17 protein-coding genes are annotated in these 17,261 nt (G+C 66.5%); 14 read left to right on the top strand and 3 right to left on the bottom strand.

All coding sequences use genetic code 11. The features are described 5' to 3' along the window. Positions 1 to 204 precede the first annotated feature (204 nt). A complete protein-coding gene (thyX, locus tag BMX43_RS08300) occupies positions 205 to 1,131 on the bottom strand; it encodes an FAD-dependent thymidylate synthase (protein ID WP_091300011.1) in 927 nt (308 codons plus the stop codon). A 193-nt stretch (positions 1,132 to 1,324) separates the two neighbouring features. Between thyX and BMX43_RS08295 the strand changes: the two genes are divergently transcribed. The 11 genes from BMX43_RS08295 (at position 1,325) to BMX43_RS08245 (ending at position 12,560) form a co-directional block, all read left to right on the top strand. Further along, positions 1,325 to 2,251, top strand: a complete 927-nt coding sequence (locus BMX43_RS08295) for a hypothetical protein (protein WP_091300007.1) — start codon at positions 1,325 to 1,327, stop codon at positions 2,249 to 2,251. 10 nt (positions 2,252 to 2,261) lie between these two features. After that, entirely contained in the window at positions 2,262 to 3,662 is a 1,401-nt protein-coding gene (locus BMX43_RS08290; RefSeq protein WP_091300004.1) for a tetratricopeptide repeat protein, read from the top strand. Between the two features lie 56 nt (positions 3,663 to 3,718). Next, complete coding sequence (locus tag BMX43_RS08285) at positions 3,719 to 4,147, top strand: VOC family protein (protein ID WP_091299999.1); 429 nt, start codon at positions 3,719 to 3,721, stop codon at positions 4,145 to 4,147. 257 nt (positions 4,148 to 4,404) lie between these two features. Next, a complete protein-coding gene (locus BMX43_RS08280; protein WP_175482055.1) occupies positions 4,405 to 5,091 on the top strand; it encodes a Crp/Fnr family transcriptional regulator in 687 nt (228 codons plus the stop codon). A 142-nt stretch (positions 5,092 to 5,233) separates the two neighbouring features. Beyond that, positions 5,234 to 6,643: an arylsulfatase B gene (locus BMX43_RS08275; RefSeq protein ID WP_245749417.1), complete on the top strand. Its 1,410-nt coding sequence runs from the start codon at positions 5,234 to 5,236 to the stop codon at positions 6,641 to 6,643. Between the two features lie 21 nt (positions 6,644 to 6,664). Continuing rightward, a complete protein-coding gene (locus BMX43_RS08270; protein WP_245749416.1) occupies positions 6,665 to 7,633 on the top strand; it encodes a formylglycine-generating enzyme family protein in 969 nt (322 codons plus the stop codon). A gap of 218 nt (positions 7,634 to 7,851) precedes the next feature. Then, positions 7,852 to 8,661 carry a phosphonate ABC transporter ATP-binding protein gene (gene phnC / locus BMX43_RS08265; protein ID WP_091299989.1) on the top strand — a complete coding sequence of 270 codons (810 nt, stop codon included), beginning with the start codon at positions 7,852 to 7,854 and terminating at the stop codon, positions 8,659 to 8,661. Positions 8,662 to 8,705: 44 nt separating this feature from the next. Next, positions 8,706 to 9,599 (top strand): phosphonate ABC transporter substrate-binding protein, encoded by an 894-nt coding sequence (gene phnD / locus BMX43_RS08260; protein ID WP_091299986.1) that lies wholly within the window; start codon positions 8,706 to 8,708, stop codon positions 9,597 to 9,599. Between the two features lie 63 nt (positions 9,600 to 9,662). Beyond that, positions 9,663 to 10,541 (top strand): phosphonate ABC transporter, permease protein PhnE, encoded by an 879-nt coding sequence (gene phnE / locus BMX43_RS08255; RefSeq protein ID WP_091299983.1) that lies wholly within the window; start codon positions 9,663 to 9,665, stop codon positions 10,539 to 10,541. 3 nt (positions 10,542 to 10,544) lie between these two features. After that, positions 10,545 to 11,858, top strand: coding sequence for a phosphonate ABC transporter, permease protein PhnE (gene phnE / locus BMX43_RS08250; RefSeq protein WP_091299979.1), 1,314 nt, complete (start codon positions 10,545 to 10,547; stop codon positions 11,856 to 11,858). Between the two features lie 84 nt (positions 11,859 to 11,942). Beyond that, positions 11,943 to 12,560 carry an LbetaH domain-containing protein gene (locus tag BMX43_RS08245; protein ID WP_091299973.1) on the top strand — a complete coding sequence of 206 codons (618 nt, stop codon included), beginning with the start codon at positions 11,943 to 11,945 and terminating at the stop codon, positions 12,558 to 12,560. Between the two features lie 401 nt (positions 12,561 to 12,961). Here BMX43_RS08245 and BMX43_RS08240 read toward each other — a convergent pair whose 3' ends face one another. Beyond that, the gene (locus tag BMX43_RS08240; RefSeq protein WP_091299969.1) at positions 12,962 to 14,164 is read right to left on the bottom strand and encodes an alpha-D-ribose 1-methylphosphonate 5-triphosphate diphosphatase; all 1,203 of its coding nucleotides are present in this window, start codon (positions 14,162 to 14,164) and stop codon (positions 12,962 to 12,964) included. 74 nt (positions 14,165 to 14,238) lie between these two features. Then, positions 14,239 to 14,949 (bottom strand): phosphonate metabolism transcriptional regulator PhnF, encoded by a 711-nt coding sequence (gene phnF / locus BMX43_RS08235; protein ID WP_091299965.1) that lies wholly within the window; start codon positions 14,947 to 14,949, stop codon positions 14,239 to 14,241. A 102-nt stretch (positions 14,950 to 15,051) separates the two neighbouring features. Between phnF and phnG the strand changes: the two genes are divergently transcribed. The 3 genes from phnG to BMX43_RS08220 are packed head-to-tail and all read left to right on the top strand — an operon-like array spanning position 15,052 to position 17,161. Beyond that, positions 15,052 to 15,513: a phosphonate C-P lyase system protein PhnG gene (phnG, locus tag BMX43_RS08230; RefSeq protein ID WP_091299962.1), complete on the top strand. Its 462-nt coding sequence runs from the start codon at positions 15,052 to 15,054 to the stop codon at positions 15,511 to 15,513. Then, positions 15,510 to 16,079, top strand: coding sequence for a phosphonate C-P lyase system protein PhnH (gene phnH, locus BMX43_RS08225; RefSeq protein ID WP_091299959.1), 570 nt, complete (start codon positions 15,510 to 15,512; stop codon positions 16,077 to 16,079). The genes phnG and phnH overlap by 4 nt, the downstream gene beginning before the upstream one ends. Beyond that, complete coding sequence (locus tag BMX43_RS08220; RefSeq protein WP_091299955.1) at positions 16,079 to 17,161, top strand: carbon-phosphorus lyase complex subunit; 1,083 nt, start codon at positions 16,079 to 16,081, stop codon at positions 17,159 to 17,161. The genes phnH and BMX43_RS08220 overlap by 1 nt, the downstream gene beginning before the upstream one ends. Positions 17,162 to 17,261 lie beyond the last annotated feature (100 nt).

The raw sequence follows: 17,261 nt of genomic DNA, 5'->3' as shown, positions 1-17,261 counted from the left end.
GCTCAGCCGAAGCGCAGCTTGAACCGCGCGTCTGCTATTGAAGGGCTGCATAGCAAGAGGCTGGGCCGCCCGCCCGTCATGCAGCGCAGCCATTCCATCATCTGGCCCGTGAGACTGGCTGCGCCAGCGGAAATGTGACGGGCAGGCCAACAGGCCAAGAAGATTGCGCAACCATATGGATCGCAAGGACAATCACCCATCGCGTCAGGGCTTGGCAGCGCCGCTCTCTGCCCAGATCCCCTCGAACTCCCGCCACTCGCCCTTGCTCATGCCAGAGTGTTCCTGCGTCACCACCTCGCCCGCCAGCCGACGTTTCAGCACGTCGATCGCCTTGCGCGACAGGGTAACGCCGCCCATCCGGTAATCCTCAAAGGCGCCAAAGGCGATGGGCAGCCAGTCGGCGACGACCTTGGCGATCGCCTCGGCATAGACGCGGATTTCGTATTGGGCATGGGGATCGGCGCGCAGGCGCAGGAAGTGGAACAGGTTGTGCAGATCCACCTTCCAATACCACTGGGTATAGATATTGGCGGGCAGGTTCATCCGCGCCAGTTCGCGGGCAAGGCCCTGCTGGCCATCCTGGCTGAGCATCGCCTCGTAATGGTCATAGCTGCGGCTGGCGTCGGATTTCAGGATCTCCAGCACGCGTGCGGCCTCGGCGCCCTCCAGCACGGCGCCCCGGCCCTGGTTGTTGACGGTGCTTTGCGCGGCAAGCTGTTCCGGCGCGGGGATATAGAACTCGCGGTCCATGATCGAATAGCGGGCGGAGTATTCGTTCACATTGGCGGTGCGGTGCCGGATCCACTGGCGGGCCACAAAGATCGGCAGCTTCACATGCAGCTTGATCTCGCACATCTCGAACGGGGTCGAGTGCCAGTGGCGCATCAGGTAGCGGATCAGGCCTTCGTCATTCTGCACGTGTTTGGTGCCGGCGCCATAGCTGACGCGGGCCGCCTGCACGATGGCGGCATCGTCGCCCATATAGTCGATCACCCGGATGAAACCGTGATCCAGCACCTCATGCGCGCGATAAAGATGCGCCTCCATCCCCTCGGATACGGCGCGCAGCGTGGCGCGGGGCGTGGCGCGCAGGGCGTCGATCTCGGCGCGCTGGTCGGGCGTGATGGGCATCGGGCGGTCCTTTTCCGTGAGTCGCGCGGACTATATCTTGCGGGGGGCATCGCTGCCTAGGCGATATGGTGAGGGCCGCGGCGGGGGCGCCACGGGGCGGGGAAATAACTGCGGTGCGATTGACTTGCAGGCGCCGAGAGCGGACACTTGCCGCAACAAAAACGAACATACGGGCAGTTCCATGGATTTCAGAATGGCTCTGGCAGCGGCGCTGCTGGTTTCGGCTTGCGGTGGCAATCCCTGGGTCGAGGATGATGGCGACAGCGATGGCGACGGGGTTCCCGACACGGTAGAGGTGCCGGCAACGCTGGCGGTGAATGTCAGCGCGGCGGCCTATGATGCCGAAAACAACGTGCTGCAACTGGCGATTTCCGGTGTGGATGCGACGCCGGTGCTTGCGACCTATGACCGCTACAAGAAGCTGGATGTGCCGGGCTACAAGGCCTTCAAGATGCAGGAAGACCCGCTGGACCGCATGTTCGTGGCGCTGGCGGCGCAAAGCAAGGACGGGTCTGTCCGGGCGGTGACGGCTGCGGATGGCGGGCAGTTCGACCATTATTTCGGCGGCGGCAGTTTTGAACGCGACGGCAAGTTCGACCGGCCAACCATCGGCACCGGGCCGGGCGCCGGGCAGGTGAGCTATGCGGGCAGCTATGCAGCGGTGCAGAACATCAACGCGCCGGGTGATCCTGACGTGATGCCGGTGCCCGGGGGCACCGATGACGCGGTGAAACCTCACCAGCCAAGCCGGGTGTCGGGCGATATTTTCCTGAACGCCAACTTCTCGGACAATCTGGTCAATGGGGTGATCTATAACCGCGTGCTGGTCGATCATGCGGTGTCGCTGGAGGATGTGATCTTGGTGCCCGCCGCGATCACCGATCAGGGCTCGTTCAGCGGCACGGTGTCGGAAGACGAAGCCAACGAAGACGCCAATGGCATCACCGGCACCTATGGCGGCGTGTTCGGTGGCACAGATTCGGGCGCGGTGGCAGGCTTGGTGCATCTGGACGAGTTTCTGGATGAGACCCAACAAGAGGAAGAGCATGGCGTCTTTGTGCTGACCCAATGCGGGATGCCGGGCGATGCCAAGATCTGCGACGGTGTGGAACCGAACTAAGGCGCGCGCCATGGCGGCCGGGCATGGCCCTTTGCGGCGGCGGCTGAGCGCGGTGCTTGTGATGCTGGCCGTTGCCTTGCCCGCATGCCGTGCGGCGGCCGAGGCCATGGTGCCGGTGGCGCCACAGCAGGCCCGCGAGGCGGCGGTGGCGGCCTGGCAGGCCGGGGATCTGGCAACCGCACGGTTGATTGCGCAGAACCTTGTGGCGCGCGATGCCTCCGACCCGCTGGCGCAGCATCTGCTGGCGCTGATCGCCCTTGCCGAGGGCAAGCTGCCCGAAGCGCGGCAGGCGGCGCGGCGGGCCTATGGGGGCGCGCAAAGCGATCTGCAACGCCGCAGCGCCGCGCTGGTGGCGGCCAATGTGGCGGCGCGCGAGGCGCGGGGGCTGGCATTGCGCTACTGGCTGCGTCAGGCGACCGATGCGACGGATGACGCGACCGCCCGTGCGCAGGGCCGCGCGGCACTGAACAACCTGCGCGCGCTGAGCCCGTGGAGCAGCGCGCTGCGCTTTTCGCTCAGCCCGTCCAGCAATGTGAATGGCGGGGCGGACAGCGCCTTCAACATCGTCGAGGGCGTCGATTACATCGGCACGCTGGACGGCGATGCGCAGGCGCTTTCGGGTGTCATCGGCACGATGACCGGCGATCTGGGCTATCGCATTGCGCAAAGTGCCACGTCGGAAACCCGACTGACGTCGCGGCTTTATCTGAAGCGCGTGGCGCTGAGCGCTGAGGCGAAGGAACAGGCGGTCTCGTTGACCGCCTCCGATCTGGCGACGACCAGCCTGGATCTGGGCGTGACGCATCTGATGCGGCCCGAAGGCATGCAGGGCACGCTGGAGCTTGGCTTGAGTTTCGGGCTGAATGAAGAGGGTGATGATGCCGCACGCAGCCTGCGGCTGGATGCGACGCGCCGCCGCCCGCTGGGCAGGACGGGCGAGATCACGCTGGGCGTCGGCTGGGACATGGAACAGGATCTGACCGGCGCGCGGCAGGCCCGGCAGATGCCGAGCCTGAATTTTGCGGCCAGTCATCGGCTGGCCAGCGGTGACCGGATCGGGGCCAGTGCCGTGGCGTACGGCGTGCACAGCGAGATCGCCAATCAGCGCCGCTTCGGCGGGCAGCTTCGGATGCAGTACACGCTGGGGCAGCCCGTGGGATCATTCTCGCTGGGCGGCAGTCTGGGGGCCAGCTATACCCGCTATCCCAACTACATGGTTCTGTTCGATCACCCCGAGGGCGGGCGCCGCGATGTCACGCTGTTCGGCGAGGTGACGCTGGGGCTGGACAAGATGTCCTGGGCGGGGTTCGCGCCGACGGTGACGCTGCGGGCGAGCCAGAGCGATTCCAACGTATCGGCTTTTGACACGCGCCAGATTGGCGTGATGATCGGCATCAAATCGCTGTTCTGAGCTTTGGCATTTCCGCGGCCCTCGCCTATCCTGATCGGGCAAGAAGGAGAAATGCGATGAGCTTGCGGTATCTGCATACGATGGTCCGGGTGTTGGACCTTGAAGCCTCGATGGCGTTCTACCGGCTGCTGGGGCTGGAGGAGATCCGGCGCCATGACAGCGAGGCGGGGCGGTTCAGCCTGATCTTCATGGCGCCGCCCGGCCAGCCCGACTGCCCGGTGGAGCTGACCTGGAACTGGGATGGTGACGACGGGCTGCCCAGCGACAGCCGGCATTTCGGGCATCTGGCCTATGAGGTGGACGACATCCACGCCACCTGCGCGCATCTGCAGGCGAATGGTGTGGTGATCAACCGCCCGCCGCGCGACGGACGCATGGCCTTTGTGCGCAGCCCCGACAATATCTCGATCGAGTTGCTGCAGAAGGGCGCGGCGCTGGAGCCTGCAGAGCCCTGGGTGTCGATGCCGAATACCGGTCATTGGTGAAGCTGCCAAAGGCGCGGCACCAAGCCACGGCAGGTGCAGTCACATCACGTCGGTCCGCCAGCACGCAGCGTTCGTTGCCGGTCGGGGGCGGGCCGAAGATCATGTGTTCACTGCGCCTGCATCCCGCGAAGCGGCATCTGGCTGGGCAGAATTTTCCATGAATGTTCGCGGGTGGACAATGTTGCGCAACACTTTGCATAATCTGGGGGCACGGAAGGGTATGGCGCATGTTGGATCGCAAGCTTGGATATGCCCTTTTGAGGCAGTGTGGATGGCTCGCCGCCACGCCGGTGGAGTTTCAGGACGAGGTTCTGAAGAACTCGAACTTCTATACTTTCGAGAAAGCCAAATGGATCTACCGTCCCGGTGATGCCGGCGATGGTCTTTGGGGGGTGGTGGAGGGGGGCTTGCACGTCATCCTGACGCAAGGCGTGATCGCGCCCCGCGCGGGCGTTTTCGCCTCGACCGGGTTCTGGACCGGAGAAGGCAGCCTTCTGGCCCGCGAGCCGCGGGCGATCGGGCTGTGCACCACGCGCACTACCCAGATGATTCACCTTCCCGGGCGGGCGTTTCTGACCATAGCCGCAAAGCAGCCCGAAGCGTGGCGATGGGTCGGGCTTCTGACATTCTTTCATATGGTGGGTGCGCTTGGCCTGCGTGAAGACCTCTGCCTGCGCGATCCCGAGGCGCGGGTCATTGCCGCGCTCTGTCGGATGCTTACGCCGCATTGGGGAGGGCCGTCGATCGCCGGAGGGCTCGAGAATACCCCGGTTACGATCGACATCAGCCAGACCGAACTCGCCGATTTGTGCAACGTGTCACGGTCCTTCCTTGCCAGCCTGCTTTCCACGCTGAAGCAGCAGGGCCTGATCGAGCCGGGCTATGGGGCCATCACCATCCTGCAACCCACAGTACTGGCGCAGCGATTGCGCAGTTTCACCTGAATAACAGCGCCTTGGCCGCCAGAGACCTGCGGCGCGCATCATAAAGACAAACAGGAGTTACCTCGTCATGGATCACATGCCTACCCCGTCAGCCGCCCCAGCCCAGTCCGCCCCAGGCCATGCCGTCAGCCGGCGCGGGTTCATGGCCGGCGGCGTCGCAATTACCGCCGCCACGGTGCTCGGGTTCGCGCAGCGCGCCGTCGCCGCAGGCGAGACGCCGCCAAATATCGTCTACATCATTTCCGATGATCAGGGTTGGAAGGATGTCGGCTATCACGGGTCCGATATCCTGACGCCCAATATCGACCGGCTCGCGGCCGAGGGCGCGCGGCTTGCGCAGTTCTACGCCCAACCCATGTGCACGCCCACCCGCGCCGCGCTGATGACGGGCCGCTATCCGCTGCGCTATGGCCTGCAACTGGGCGTCATCCCCTCGGGCGGCTCTTACGGGCTTTCGACCGACGAATACATTCTGCCGCAGGCCATGAAGGATGCAGGATACCGCACCGCGATGGTGGGCAAGTGGCACCTGGGCCATGGAGATACGAAATACTGGCCCCGCGCGCGCGGGTTCGACAGTTTCTACGGCGCGCTGGTGGGAGAGATCGACCATTACGAACATGCCTCGCACGGGATCAAGGACTGGTATCGCAACGAGGAGCTGATTGACGAGGAAGGGTTCGACAACACTCTCTTCGGCCAGGAAGCCACGCGCGTGATCGAGGCGCATGAGGGCGACCATCCGCTGTTTCTCTACCTCGCGTTCACCGCGCCCCACACGCCGTTCCAGGCGCCCGAAGAATATCTGGCGCGGTATTCCCATATCGAGGACGAGCAGCGCAGAACCTATTCCGCGATGATCTCTGTCATGGATGACGAGATCGGACGGCTCGTCGCCACGCTCGAGGCGAAGGGGATGCGCGAGAACACCCTGATCGTCTTCCAAAGCGACAATGGCGGCGTAAAATCGGCCACTTTCGCCGGGGAATCGGCCGTCGTGGGGCAGTTGCCGGCGGATAACGGGCCTTTCCGCGATGGCAAGGGCACGACCTATGAAGGGGGCACGCGCGTTGCCGCGCTGATGAACTGGCCGGGCAGGATCCAGGCGAGCGAAGTGACGGGCATGATGCATGTCGTCGATATGCTTCCGACGCTGGCCAGTGCCGCAGGTGCCTCGCTCGCGCAGAGCAAGCCGCTCGACGGGATCGACATGTGGGCGACGATCAGCCAGGGCGGGCAGACGCCCCGCACCAGCATGATCTACAACGTCGATCCTGGCAACGGCACGATCCGCGATGGCGATATGAAGCTGGTCTGGAACGCCTCGCTTCCTCCGAGGGTTGAACTCTTCAACCTTGCCACCGATCCGAACGAGACGACCAACCTGGCCGAACAGATGCCCGAGGTGGTCGAGCGGCTGAAAGCCGAAGTCACACGGATCGCGGGCGAGATGGCGCCGCCGCTGCTGATCCCGGAGGCGATCAAGCTGACCTTTGGTGCGCCGCCGAATGCGGCGGAACCTCAGCAGATCTATATCGGGCAGGCTGACTGAAACGTGGGGGAGGCGGAAGACATGCAGCCCGGCATCGGCCTTGGGTCTTCCCCGGCGCGTCGAACGGTCGCGCCGACGGGGATGATTCATCTTTCTGGCGGGCTCTTCCGCATGGGATCAGACCGCCACTATCCCGAGGAGGCGCCCGCCCGTATGGTTCGGGTGGACGCCTTCACGATTGACGTAACACCTGTGACAAACGCGCAGTTCGCGCAGTTCGTCACTGCCACAGGCCATGTGACACAGGCCGAGATCGCCCCCCGCGCCGAGGATTACCCCGGCGCATTGCCGGAATACCTCAAGCCCGGTTCGGCGGTCTTCGAGGCGCCGCGCGCGCCGGTTCCCCTTGGAACGCCGTTGCCATGGTGGCGCTATGTCGTCGGTGCGAACTGGCGGCATCCCTATGGTCCGGGCTCCTCGATCGACGGGCTTGGCGATCACCCTGTGGTGCAGGTGGCCTATGCCGACGCCCTGGCCTACGCGACCTGGGCCGGCAAGGCGTTGCCGACCGAGGCAGAGTGGGAATTCGCGGCGCGCGGTGGTCTCGACGGGGCCGACTTCGCTTGGGGCGAGGATCTGACGCCGAATGGCCGACACATGGCCAATACCTGGCAAGGCCGGTTCCCGACCGAGAATCTGGCCGAGGATGGCTATGTGCACACCTCTCCGGTCGGGGCCTTTCCGCCGAACGGCTACGGGCTTTACGACATGATCGGCAATGTCTGGGAATGGACGGAAGACTGGTACGCGGAACGGCTTGACATGCGGGCTGCGAAATCCTGCTGTGCGCCGCCGGATGCGCGTTCGCCCGACCGCGAGGCCAGCATAGACCCCGGCGATCCGGCCCGTGTACCGCGCAAGGTGCTGAAGGGGGGCTCGCATCTCTGCGCGCCGAGCTATTGCCAGCGCTACCGCCCGGCGGCGCGCCAGCCCGAGGCAATCGACACGGCAACCACGCATATCGGCTTCCGCTGCGTGCTGCGCGGCTGAGCGGCCGGGGCGGCGCCATGGTCGTTCGCGCGAAACTGCCGCCGCGACCTCTCTGTGGCCAGAATTCGAGCCGCAGCAATCCCGGGAAGGCGGGGGAGAGGCCCCGCCTTCCGTCGCAGTGCGCGGAAATTCGGGGGCAGTTACCAAACATTCACTGAACTGCGCAGGCCTTGTCACCTTCGCCGCTTAGCACCCCGGCTGAGAAGAAGGGGGCGTCCATGCTCGAAGTCGTCAATGTTTCGCGTCTGTTCGGCCAGAAGGCCGCAGTGGACCGCATCAGCTTTGCCGTGGACCGGCCCGCCTTTGTCGGCATCATCGGGCGCTCGGGGGCGGGGAAATCCACCTTCCTGCGGATGATGAACCGCCTGACCGAAGCGTCGGATGGCGAGATCCGGGTGGAGGGCCGCAATATCCTGACGCTGGCCGGTGCCGAAAAGCGCCAGTGGCAGCGCCAATGCGCGATGATCTTCCAGCAGTTCAACCTCGTGCCGCGGATGGATGTCTGTTCCAACGTGCTGCATGGCATCCTGAACGGGCGCTCGCTGGCGGCAACGCTGTTCAACCTGTGGTCCGAGGCCGAGATCACCCGCGCGCTGGAAATCCTCGACAGGCTGGGCATCGCCGAACAGGCGCCCAAGCGGGCCGAGGCGCTTTCGGGCGGGCAGCAGCAGCGTGTGGCGATTGCGCGGGCGCTGATGCAGGACCCCAAGGTGATCCTGGCCGACGAGCCCATCGCCTCGCTGGACCCGATGAATGCGCAGGTGGTGATGGATACGCTGCGCCGCATCCATGACGAGGATGGCCGCATGGTCATCGCCAACCTGCACACGCTGGATACCGCGCGCCGCTATTGCGACCGGGTGATCGGGATGCGCGACGGGCGCATCGTGTTCGACGGCACGCCGCAACAACTGACCACCGGCGTGGCGCGCGACATCTATGGCGCGGATGCCTCGTTCAACGAATCCGCGACCTCCACCGCAATCGAGCAGCCGGACCGCGACTATGCGGAAACCATGCTTGCCTGAGTTTACAGCGCCCCATGGCGGGGCCAATCCAACCGGAGACGACCATGAAAACGCTCATCCTGGCCCTGGCCACCACCACTGCGCTGACCGGCGCAGCCTCGGCGGAAGGCATCACCGGCTTCAATATCGGCATCCTTGGCGGCGAGAATGCGCAGGACCGCATGACCTCGAACGAATGCTACCGTGCGGCGATTGAAGGTGCGCTGGGCGTGCCGGTGAAGGTGTTCACCCCCGCCGATTATGATGGCGTGATCCAGGGCCTGCTGGGCGGCACGCTGGACATGGCCTGGCTGGGTGCCTCGGCCTATGCCAAGATCTATCTGACCGATCCGGAAGCCGTGGAAGCGGTGCTGACCAAGCAGAACATGGATGGCTCGACCGGCTATTACTCGATCGGTTTCGCCCGCAAGGACAGCGGCATCACCAAGATCGAAGACGCCAAGGGCAAGGTGTTCGCCTTTGGCGAGCCGAACTCCACCTCGGGCTATCTGGTGCCGGGTGCCGAGCTGATCGCAACCTATGGTCCGCTGGAGAGCTATTTCTCGGAGGTGAAATTCTCGGGCGGGCATGAACAGACCATCGTCGGCGTCGCCAATGGCGATTTCGCGGCGGGTGTGAGCTGGGCCGATGGTCTGGGCGCCTGGGAGGACGGCTACAATTCGGGCGCCTTCCGCAAGGCCGCCGATGCCGGTCTGGTGGATATGAACGACCTGGTGGAGATCTGGCGGTCCAAGATGATCCCGGAAGGCCCGATGGTGGTGCGCAAGGCTCTGCCGCAGGACGTGAAGGACAAGGTGACGGCGCTGACCGCCGACCTGCACGAAACCGACAAGGAATGCGCCTATGGTGTGGCGGCGGGTGAGGCCAAGGACTTCATCCCGGTGACCCATGATGCCTTCCTTGGCGTCGTGGAAGCCCGCAAGCTTCAGGGCAACTGATTGCAATGACGTGTCGCCGGGCTCCTTTCGGGGGGCCCGGCAATTTTTTTGCGGGGCGGCGATATGGTGGATGTGGCATTCGGGCCGGAGCCCGGGCCGAAGCGGGGCAACGGGCCGGGCGAAAGCTATCTGGCCATGGTGCGGCGCAAGCGGATGTATGGCGGCATTCTGCTGGCCGTTTTCGTGGCGATGATGGCGGCGGGGTTCCAGCTTGCCGACGGGCGCAATGCGGGCGGGTTCTGGGACGGGTTGCACCGGCTGGGCGATTTTCCGTCCGAGGTGCTGGCCGAGGCCTGGCGCAACCGCGCCAATATTCCGGGGCTGTTCTGGCAGTTTCTGCCCTCGCTGATCGAGACGCTGAACATCGCGGCACTGTCCACGCTTCTGGGGGGGCTGGGGGCGATGATGCTGGCGCTGCTGGCGACGCGCGGGCTGGCGCGCTGGCCCCGGCTGACCCCGCTGTTCCGCCGCCTGATGGACGCGCTGCGCGCGGTGCCAGAGATCGTGGTGGCGCTGGTGCTGATCTTCATTCTGGGGGGCGGGCCGATCCCGGCGGTGATCGCCATTGCCCTGCATACCGTTGGTGCACTTGGAAAATTGTTCTCGGAAGTGGCCGAAAACGCCGATCTGAAGCCGGTCGAGGGGCTGACCTCGGTCGGGGCGGGCTGGGGGCAGCGGATGGTGCTGGGTGTGCTGCCGCAGGTCGCGCCCAACTGGGTCAGCTATGCGCTGTTGCGGTTTGAAATCAACGTGCGGGCCTCGGCCATTCTGGGGTTCGTGGGGTCGGGCGGGATTGGTTATGACCTGAAGCTGGCGATGCAATGGGGTGGCGGGAAGTACGATCAGGTCGTGGCGATCTTCCTGCTGCTGTTCCTGACCATCGTGGCGATTGACCGGCTGTCGGATCATGTCCGCGCGCGGCTGGTGAAGGGGAGGGTTTGAGCCATGGTTGACGCATCGCTGTCGATGGACATGGTGGCGCGGTTTCAGCGCAGGCGGCTGATGGCGCTTGGGGTTCCGGTGCTGATCCTGATGTATTTGTCCTATGTTTTCATAGCCTTCGACGTGGCCGGGTTGGCTGCGCGGGCGCGGCTGGATCATGCGGTGGTGCTGCTGTCGGATTTCGTCAGCCACAAGACCCATGTCACGCGCGACAACCGTTCCGGCGCGTTGAGCGTGGCGATCGAGGGCGAGGCGAAGGGGCTTTACCCCGCAGGGCGGCTGCCTGCCTGGGTGAGTGTGGACGGGGCGACAACGCGGATCGACCTCGGCGATGGGCATATGGTGCAGTATGACGCCGATGGCGCACAGTATGTTGTGCCGGGCTATGGCACGATTGCGATCCGACCCGAAGGTGGCAAGTTGGTGCTGACCGCGCCGGAGCCGCGGCCCGACTGGATCAACGCCTCGGACACGCGGGTGTCGGTGACGACCGAGGCGGGGCGCTTTGCCTATACGCGGTCCAAGGTGGAAACCTTCCGCTATGCGCCGGGGTGGGAGCTGTTCTTCTTCACGCTGGACAGCCCGTTTTCGGGCCGGGCGCCGGGCGATCTTCTGGCGCTGGCGCTGTGGGGCGAGCGGGTGGACCCGGCGCTGCCCAACGCCATGGCTATGGTGCGCGATGTCTGGACCAACAAGATGTGGCGGCATGGCGATGTGGTCTGGGCGATCTTCGAGACGGTGCTGATGGCGTTTCTGGGCACGTTCGGGGCGGCCCTGCTGGCCTTGCCGATGGCCTTCATGGCGGCGTCGAACATCATGCCAGTGCGGGCGCTGCGCTTTGCCTTCCGGCGGCTGTTCGACTTTCTGCGCGGGGTGGACGGGCTGATCTGGACGATCATCCTGAGCCGGGCCTTCGGGCCGGGGCCGATGACCGGGGCGCTGGCGATCCTGATCACGGATTCGGGCAGCTTTGGCAAAACCTTCTCGGAAGCGCTGGAAAACATTGACGAAAAGCAGGTGGAGGGCATCCGCTCCACCGGCGCCAACGGGGTGCAGCGGGCGCGGTTCGGGGTGATCCCGCAGGTGACGCCGGTGCTGTTGAGCCAGGTGCTGTATTATCTGGAAAGCAACACGCGCAGCGCCACGGTGATCGGGGCGATTGTGGGCGGCGGCATCGGGTTGCTGCTGACGCAGGCGATCCAGACCCAGAAGGATTGGGAAGAGGTCGCCTACTACATGCTGTTGATCGTGCTGATGGTCATGGCGATGGATAGTGTGTCGGGCTGGCTGCGGCGCAAGCTGATCACCGGGGGGTGATGGCCCCCTCACCCAACCCTCTCCCCCGAGGGGAGAGGGCTTTTGGCGCGATTTCAAGCGTCCCGCAGGGGACAGGAGGCTCAGATGCCCAGACTTTCCGCGACAGAGCCGGTGATCCAGCCGGGCTGCATCATCGTCAACAGCCACTTCGGCGCCTGGTGCGAAGTGGGGGAGGGCAGCCGGGTGCTGAACTCCCGCTTCGGGGATTATGCCTATTGCGACCGGCTGGCGGATATTGCCAATACCGAGGTGGGGGCCTTTGCCAACCTCGCGGCGATGGTGCGGATCGGGCCGACCGATCATCCGATGCAGGCGGCGGCGCAGCATCATTTCCTTTACAGATCAAGTTATTACTGGGATGACGCCGAGGATGATGCGGCGTTTTTCGCCCATCGTGCCAGCCGGAAAACCGTGCTGGGGCCGGATTGCTGGCTGGGGCATGGGGTGATTGTGAAGCCCGAGGTGACGATGGGCGCGGGGGCGATTGCGGCCTCGGGCGCGGTGGTGACCAAGGATGTGGCGCCGTTCATGATCGTGGCCGGGGTGCCGGCGGTGCCGATCCGCGCGCGCTTTGCGGCGCCGGTGGTGGAGCGGTTGCTGGCGCTGGCCTGGTGGGACTGGGACCACGCACGGCTGCGCGGCGCGCTGGAGGATTTTCGCGCGCTGCCGGCGGAGGCGTTTCTGGAGAAACACGGCGGGTGAGTCGGGTTTTTCTGGTTAATGCGTTGGGATTGTAGGGAAATTTCCGGGTGACTTGCGTGCGCGGGGCGTACACCCCCTGTGCACCCCCTGTCGGGCGTGGTTTGGGCCGGGCGCGGGGTTAAGGGGGCGGGCGGTGGCCCTGCCGGGGTCACCCCCACCCCAACCCTCCCCCCTGAAGGGGGAGGGGGCGCCCGGTTCGGTCGGGTGGTTTTGGGGGGATGGATGGTGGTGATATGAGGGGGAGGCTTGCCCCTTGCGCCGGGTCCACCCCCACCCCAGCCCTCCCCCCTGAAGGGGGAGGGAGGTGCCCGGTCGGGTGGTGTGGTTTTGGCGGTTGGATCGTCGTGGTTCGTGAGGGGCCAGTGCAGCGCTATCCTTCCGCCTTCAGGGGAGGGGGCGTGCTATTCTGCCGCCAGGCGCAGTGCGCCGGGGCGGTGGGTTTCGGGTTGGGCGAGGAAGCGGCGGGCGGCGGCGCCGGCGAGGTAGCTGAGGCGGCCGCCGCAGATCGTGGCCTCGATCACCCGGGTTTCGGCGTTGACCACGGCCAGATCGGCGCGCAGGCCGGGGGCGATGCGGCCGCGATCCGTCAGGCGCAGGATCTCGGCGGGCGCGGTGGAGATCATCGCCCAGGCCTGCGGCAGATCGCGCAAGCCGCGATCGACCAGCGCGAAGGCGGCCATCGGCAGGGCGGGGATGTGGTAATCCGACACCAGCGCATCGCAGAGCCCCTGTTCGATCAGGGTGGTGGCGGCGATATTGCCGGACTGGCTGCCGCCGCGCACCACATTGGGCGCGCCCATCACCACCGGGTTCATCATCGCATGGGCCGCTGCCGCCGCCGCGCGGCCCAGCGGAAATTCGGCGATGCGGGCGCCGATCATCGTATAGAACTCGCGCGTTTCGCCATTCGGGTCGTCATGGCTGCCATAGCTGACACCGCGCGCATCGAAAGCCTCGGCCAGACGGCACAGATGCCGGGGCACGGCGCGGGTGCGGGCACGGGCGGCCTCGATCCGGTTCAGCAGCTCTTGCGGGGTGGTGCAGAGCTTGCGGGCCCAGAGCGCGAAATCGGCGGGGGCGGCGCGGCTCATCCGGTAGCCTTCTTCGAGGTGGTCGTTGAAGACGACATAGCCGATGCGATGGGTTTCGACCGCCGCGATCAGGCGGGTTTCGGCCTCGACCAGATGGGTTTCGGCGCGCAGTTGCAGGCGCAGATCGGTGAGCGCGCGGGGGCGGTAGGCGGCCAGCGCCACCATCAGCGCCTCGGCGGCGTCGGGGCTGCGGTGGCCGCCTTCCCAGCTCCAGCCCTGGGCCAGATAGGCGGTGGTCACCCCATGGGCGGCGGCCTCGCGATCCGTCGCGGCGAGGGCGCTGTTCAGCGGGAAGGGGGCAGAGGGGCGCGGCGCGATCTGGCGTTCGAAGCCGTCGCCATGCAGGTCGATGATGCCGGGCAGGATCAGGTAGCCGGACAGATCGACCTCGGGCAGCGGGCCGCGGGTGATGCGCCCGTCGGCCAGCGCGACAGAGCGCGCCTGCATCTCGCCATCGCGCAGGACCAGGGCGCCGGTCAGGCGCAGCGGGGGCAGAAGGGGCGGGAGCGACACGGGGCGGCCTATCGTTCAGGGTGATTTGCCCCGACGTTAAGCGGTGAAGGCAACGGGCGTGTAACGGCGGTGTTTTATTCTGGTGTCACGGTGAGGGTGACGCGATCCCCGGCGAACCAGGTGGTGCCGAATTCGACCGGGGTGCCGCGGGCGTCGATATTGACCGAGGTGGCGCGCAGGATCGGCGCGCCCTCGGCCAGCCGCAGCGACAGGGCGAGGGTGGGGGAGGCGGCCTTGGCGGTAAGCCGGGTGGAGGCGCGGGTGTAATCGGCGATGCCCTCGGCGGCGAGGGCGGCGGTGATCGACGGTGTGGTGGCAAGCTGGGTCAGCAGGCCGGGCAGGCGGGCGGCGGGGAACAGCGAGCGGAAGGCGGCGAGCGGCGTGCCATCGGCGGAGGAGATGCCTTCGACCACATGCACCGGATCGCCGGGGGCAAGCTGCAGCGCCTCGGCCTCGGCGGCGTCGCAGGGGCGGGTTTCGTGGCGGGTGATCTGGCGGGCGGGGCTGCGGCCCGAGGCGGCGAGGTTCTGGTGAAACCGGGTGCGGCGGCCCAGCGGGTAATCGGCGGGGTTGGCTGCGACAAAGGCACCGGAGCCGCGCCGCGTGTGGATCAGCCCCTGTTCGGTCAGGGCGGCCAATGCGTGGCGGATGGTGTGGCGGTTGACGCCGAAGCGGGCGGCCAGGTCCGCCTCGGTCGGCAGGCGGGTGCCGGGGGCGTAATGCTGGCGGGCGATTTCGTCGGTGAGCGTGGTGGCGATGGCGCGCCAGATCGGGCTGCGGGCCATGGAGGCTCCTGTCATGGAAAATTCACGCAAAGGCGTTTGCGATGGCGGCGAGGTGTCGCTATGATTTGTCTAGTTGTATAGTAATCTGGACAAATTCGCAAGATGTCTATCACAGGCGAGACGGCCACAGGTCAGACGGCAGAACGGCAGGGATGGATGGGGCTTTTGGCGCGGGCGCCGGGGGCGCGGTTGGCGGCGCTGCTGCCAGATCTGCCCGCGCATGAGGTGCTGCGCCCGCCAGAGATTGGCGCGGTGATGGTGCGGGGCCGCGTCGGTGGCACCGGGGCGGCGTTCAATCTGAGCGAGATGACGGTGACGCGCTGTGTGCTGCGGCTGGGCTGCGGGGCGGTGGGTCATGCCCATGTGCAGGGGCGCGACAAGGGCCATGCGCTGCGCGCTGCCGTGGTGGATGCGCTGATGCAGACCGGGGCGGCGGCAGAGGTGCGCGCCGGGGTTCTGGCGCCTTTGGCGGCGGAGGAGGCGGCGCGGCGCGGGTTGCGGGCGGCGAAGGCCGCGGCGACCAAGGTTGAATTCTTCACCATGGTACGGGGAGAGGACCAATGAGGGCCGAGGCTTTGACGGGCGGCTTTGCCGACGCGCCGGTGCAGGCGGCGCAGGGGTTCCGCGCGGCGCTGGAGGCGCTGGCGCGGCCGGGGCAGATTGAAACCGTGGCGGGAGCGGCTCCGCCTGCGCCACTGTCGGTGGCGGCGGGGGTGTTGCTGCTGGTGCTGGCCGACGCCACGACTCCGGTGCATCTGGCGGGGGAATGGGATTGCCCGGCGGTGCGCGACTGGGTGGTGTTCCACTGCGGGGCGCCGCTGGTGGGGGCGGCGGACGCGGTGTTCGCGCTGGGCGACTGGGCGGCGTTGCAGCCGGTCGGGCGCTTTGCCATCGGCACGGCGGATTACCCGGACCGGGCAGCGACGCTGATCGTGGAACTGCCGGTGCTGGAACCGGCGGGGGTGCGGCTGCGCGGGCCGGGGATCGCGGATGAGGCGGCGCTGTCGCTGCCCGAGGTGGCGGCGTTTCAGGCCAACCGGGCGCTGTTTCCGCTGGGCCTTGATTGCTTTTTCACCTGTGGCGACCGGCTGGCCGGGTTGCCCCGGTCCACCCGTGTGGAGGCTGTCTGATGTATGTGGCGGTAAAGGGCGGCGAGCGGGCGATCGGCAATGCCCATGCGTTTCTGGCCGAAGAACGGCGGGGCGACCCCGGCGTGGCCGAGCTTTCGGTGGCGCAGATCCGCGAGCAGTTGCGGCTGGCGGTGAACCGGGTGATGGCGGAAGGCTCGCTGTATGACCCCGATCTGGCGGCGCTGGCGATCAAGCAGGCGCGCGGCGATCTGATCGAGGCGGTGTTCCTGATCCGCGCCTATCGCACGACGCTGCCGCGCTTTGGCGGATCGGTGCCGGTGGAGACGGGGCAGATGGCGGTGGTGCGGCGGGTGTCGGCCACGTTCAAGGATCTGCCGGGTGGGCAGGTGCTGGGGCCGACCTTCGATTACACGCATCGCCTGCTGGATTTCAAACTGGCGGCAGAGGGCGAGGTGCCGGTGGCGCCGATGGCTTTGGCGAGCGGCGGGCCGGTGCCGCATGTGATGGCGATGCTGGACCGCGACGGGCTGATCGAGCAGGAGCCGCAGGGCGCCGCCGTGCCGCCCGACCTGACGCGCGAGCCGTTGGAGATGCCCGCCGGGCGGCCCTTGCGCCTGCAGGCGCTGGCGCGGGGGGATGAGGGCTTCGTGCTGTCGATGGCCTACAGCACCCAGCGCGGCTACGGGCGCACCCATGCCTTTGTCGGCGAATTGCGCATCGGCGCCGTGGCGGTGGAGATGGAGATCCCCGAGTTGGGCTTCGCGGTGGAGATCGGCGAGATCGAGCTGACGGAATGCGAGACGGTGAACCAGTTCAAGGGGTCGAAAACCGAACCGGCGCAGTTCACCCGCGGCTATGGGTTGGTGCTGGGGCAGAGCGAGCGCAAGGCGATTGCGATGTCGTTGGTGGACCGGGCGCTGCGCTGGGAGGAGCTGGGTGAGGATTTCACCGGCGCCCCGGCGCAGGATGCGGAATTCGTGCTGTATCACTGCGACAACATTCAGGCGACCGGGTTTCTGGAGCATATCAAGCTGCCGCATTACGTGGATTTTCAGGCCGAACTGGAGCTGGTGCGGCGACTGCGTGCCGAGGCGCTGGGGCAGGCGGAGGCGGCGGAATGAGTGGGGGGCGGGTTCCCCTCACCCCCGCCCTCTCCCCCGAGGGGAGAGGGAGTTCCGGCGCGCTGGGGGATTTGCGGGGCGCGTTGGGGGGCGATGGTGA

Origin of the sequence: Gemmobacter aquatilis (assembly GCF_900110025.1) — a bacterium.
GTDB classification, from domain to species: Bacteria; Pseudomonadota; Alphaproteobacteria; order Rhodobacterales; family Rhodobacteraceae; genus Gemmobacter; species Gemmobacter aquatilis.
This window is presented reverse-complemented; position numbering and strand designations above follow the sequence as displayed.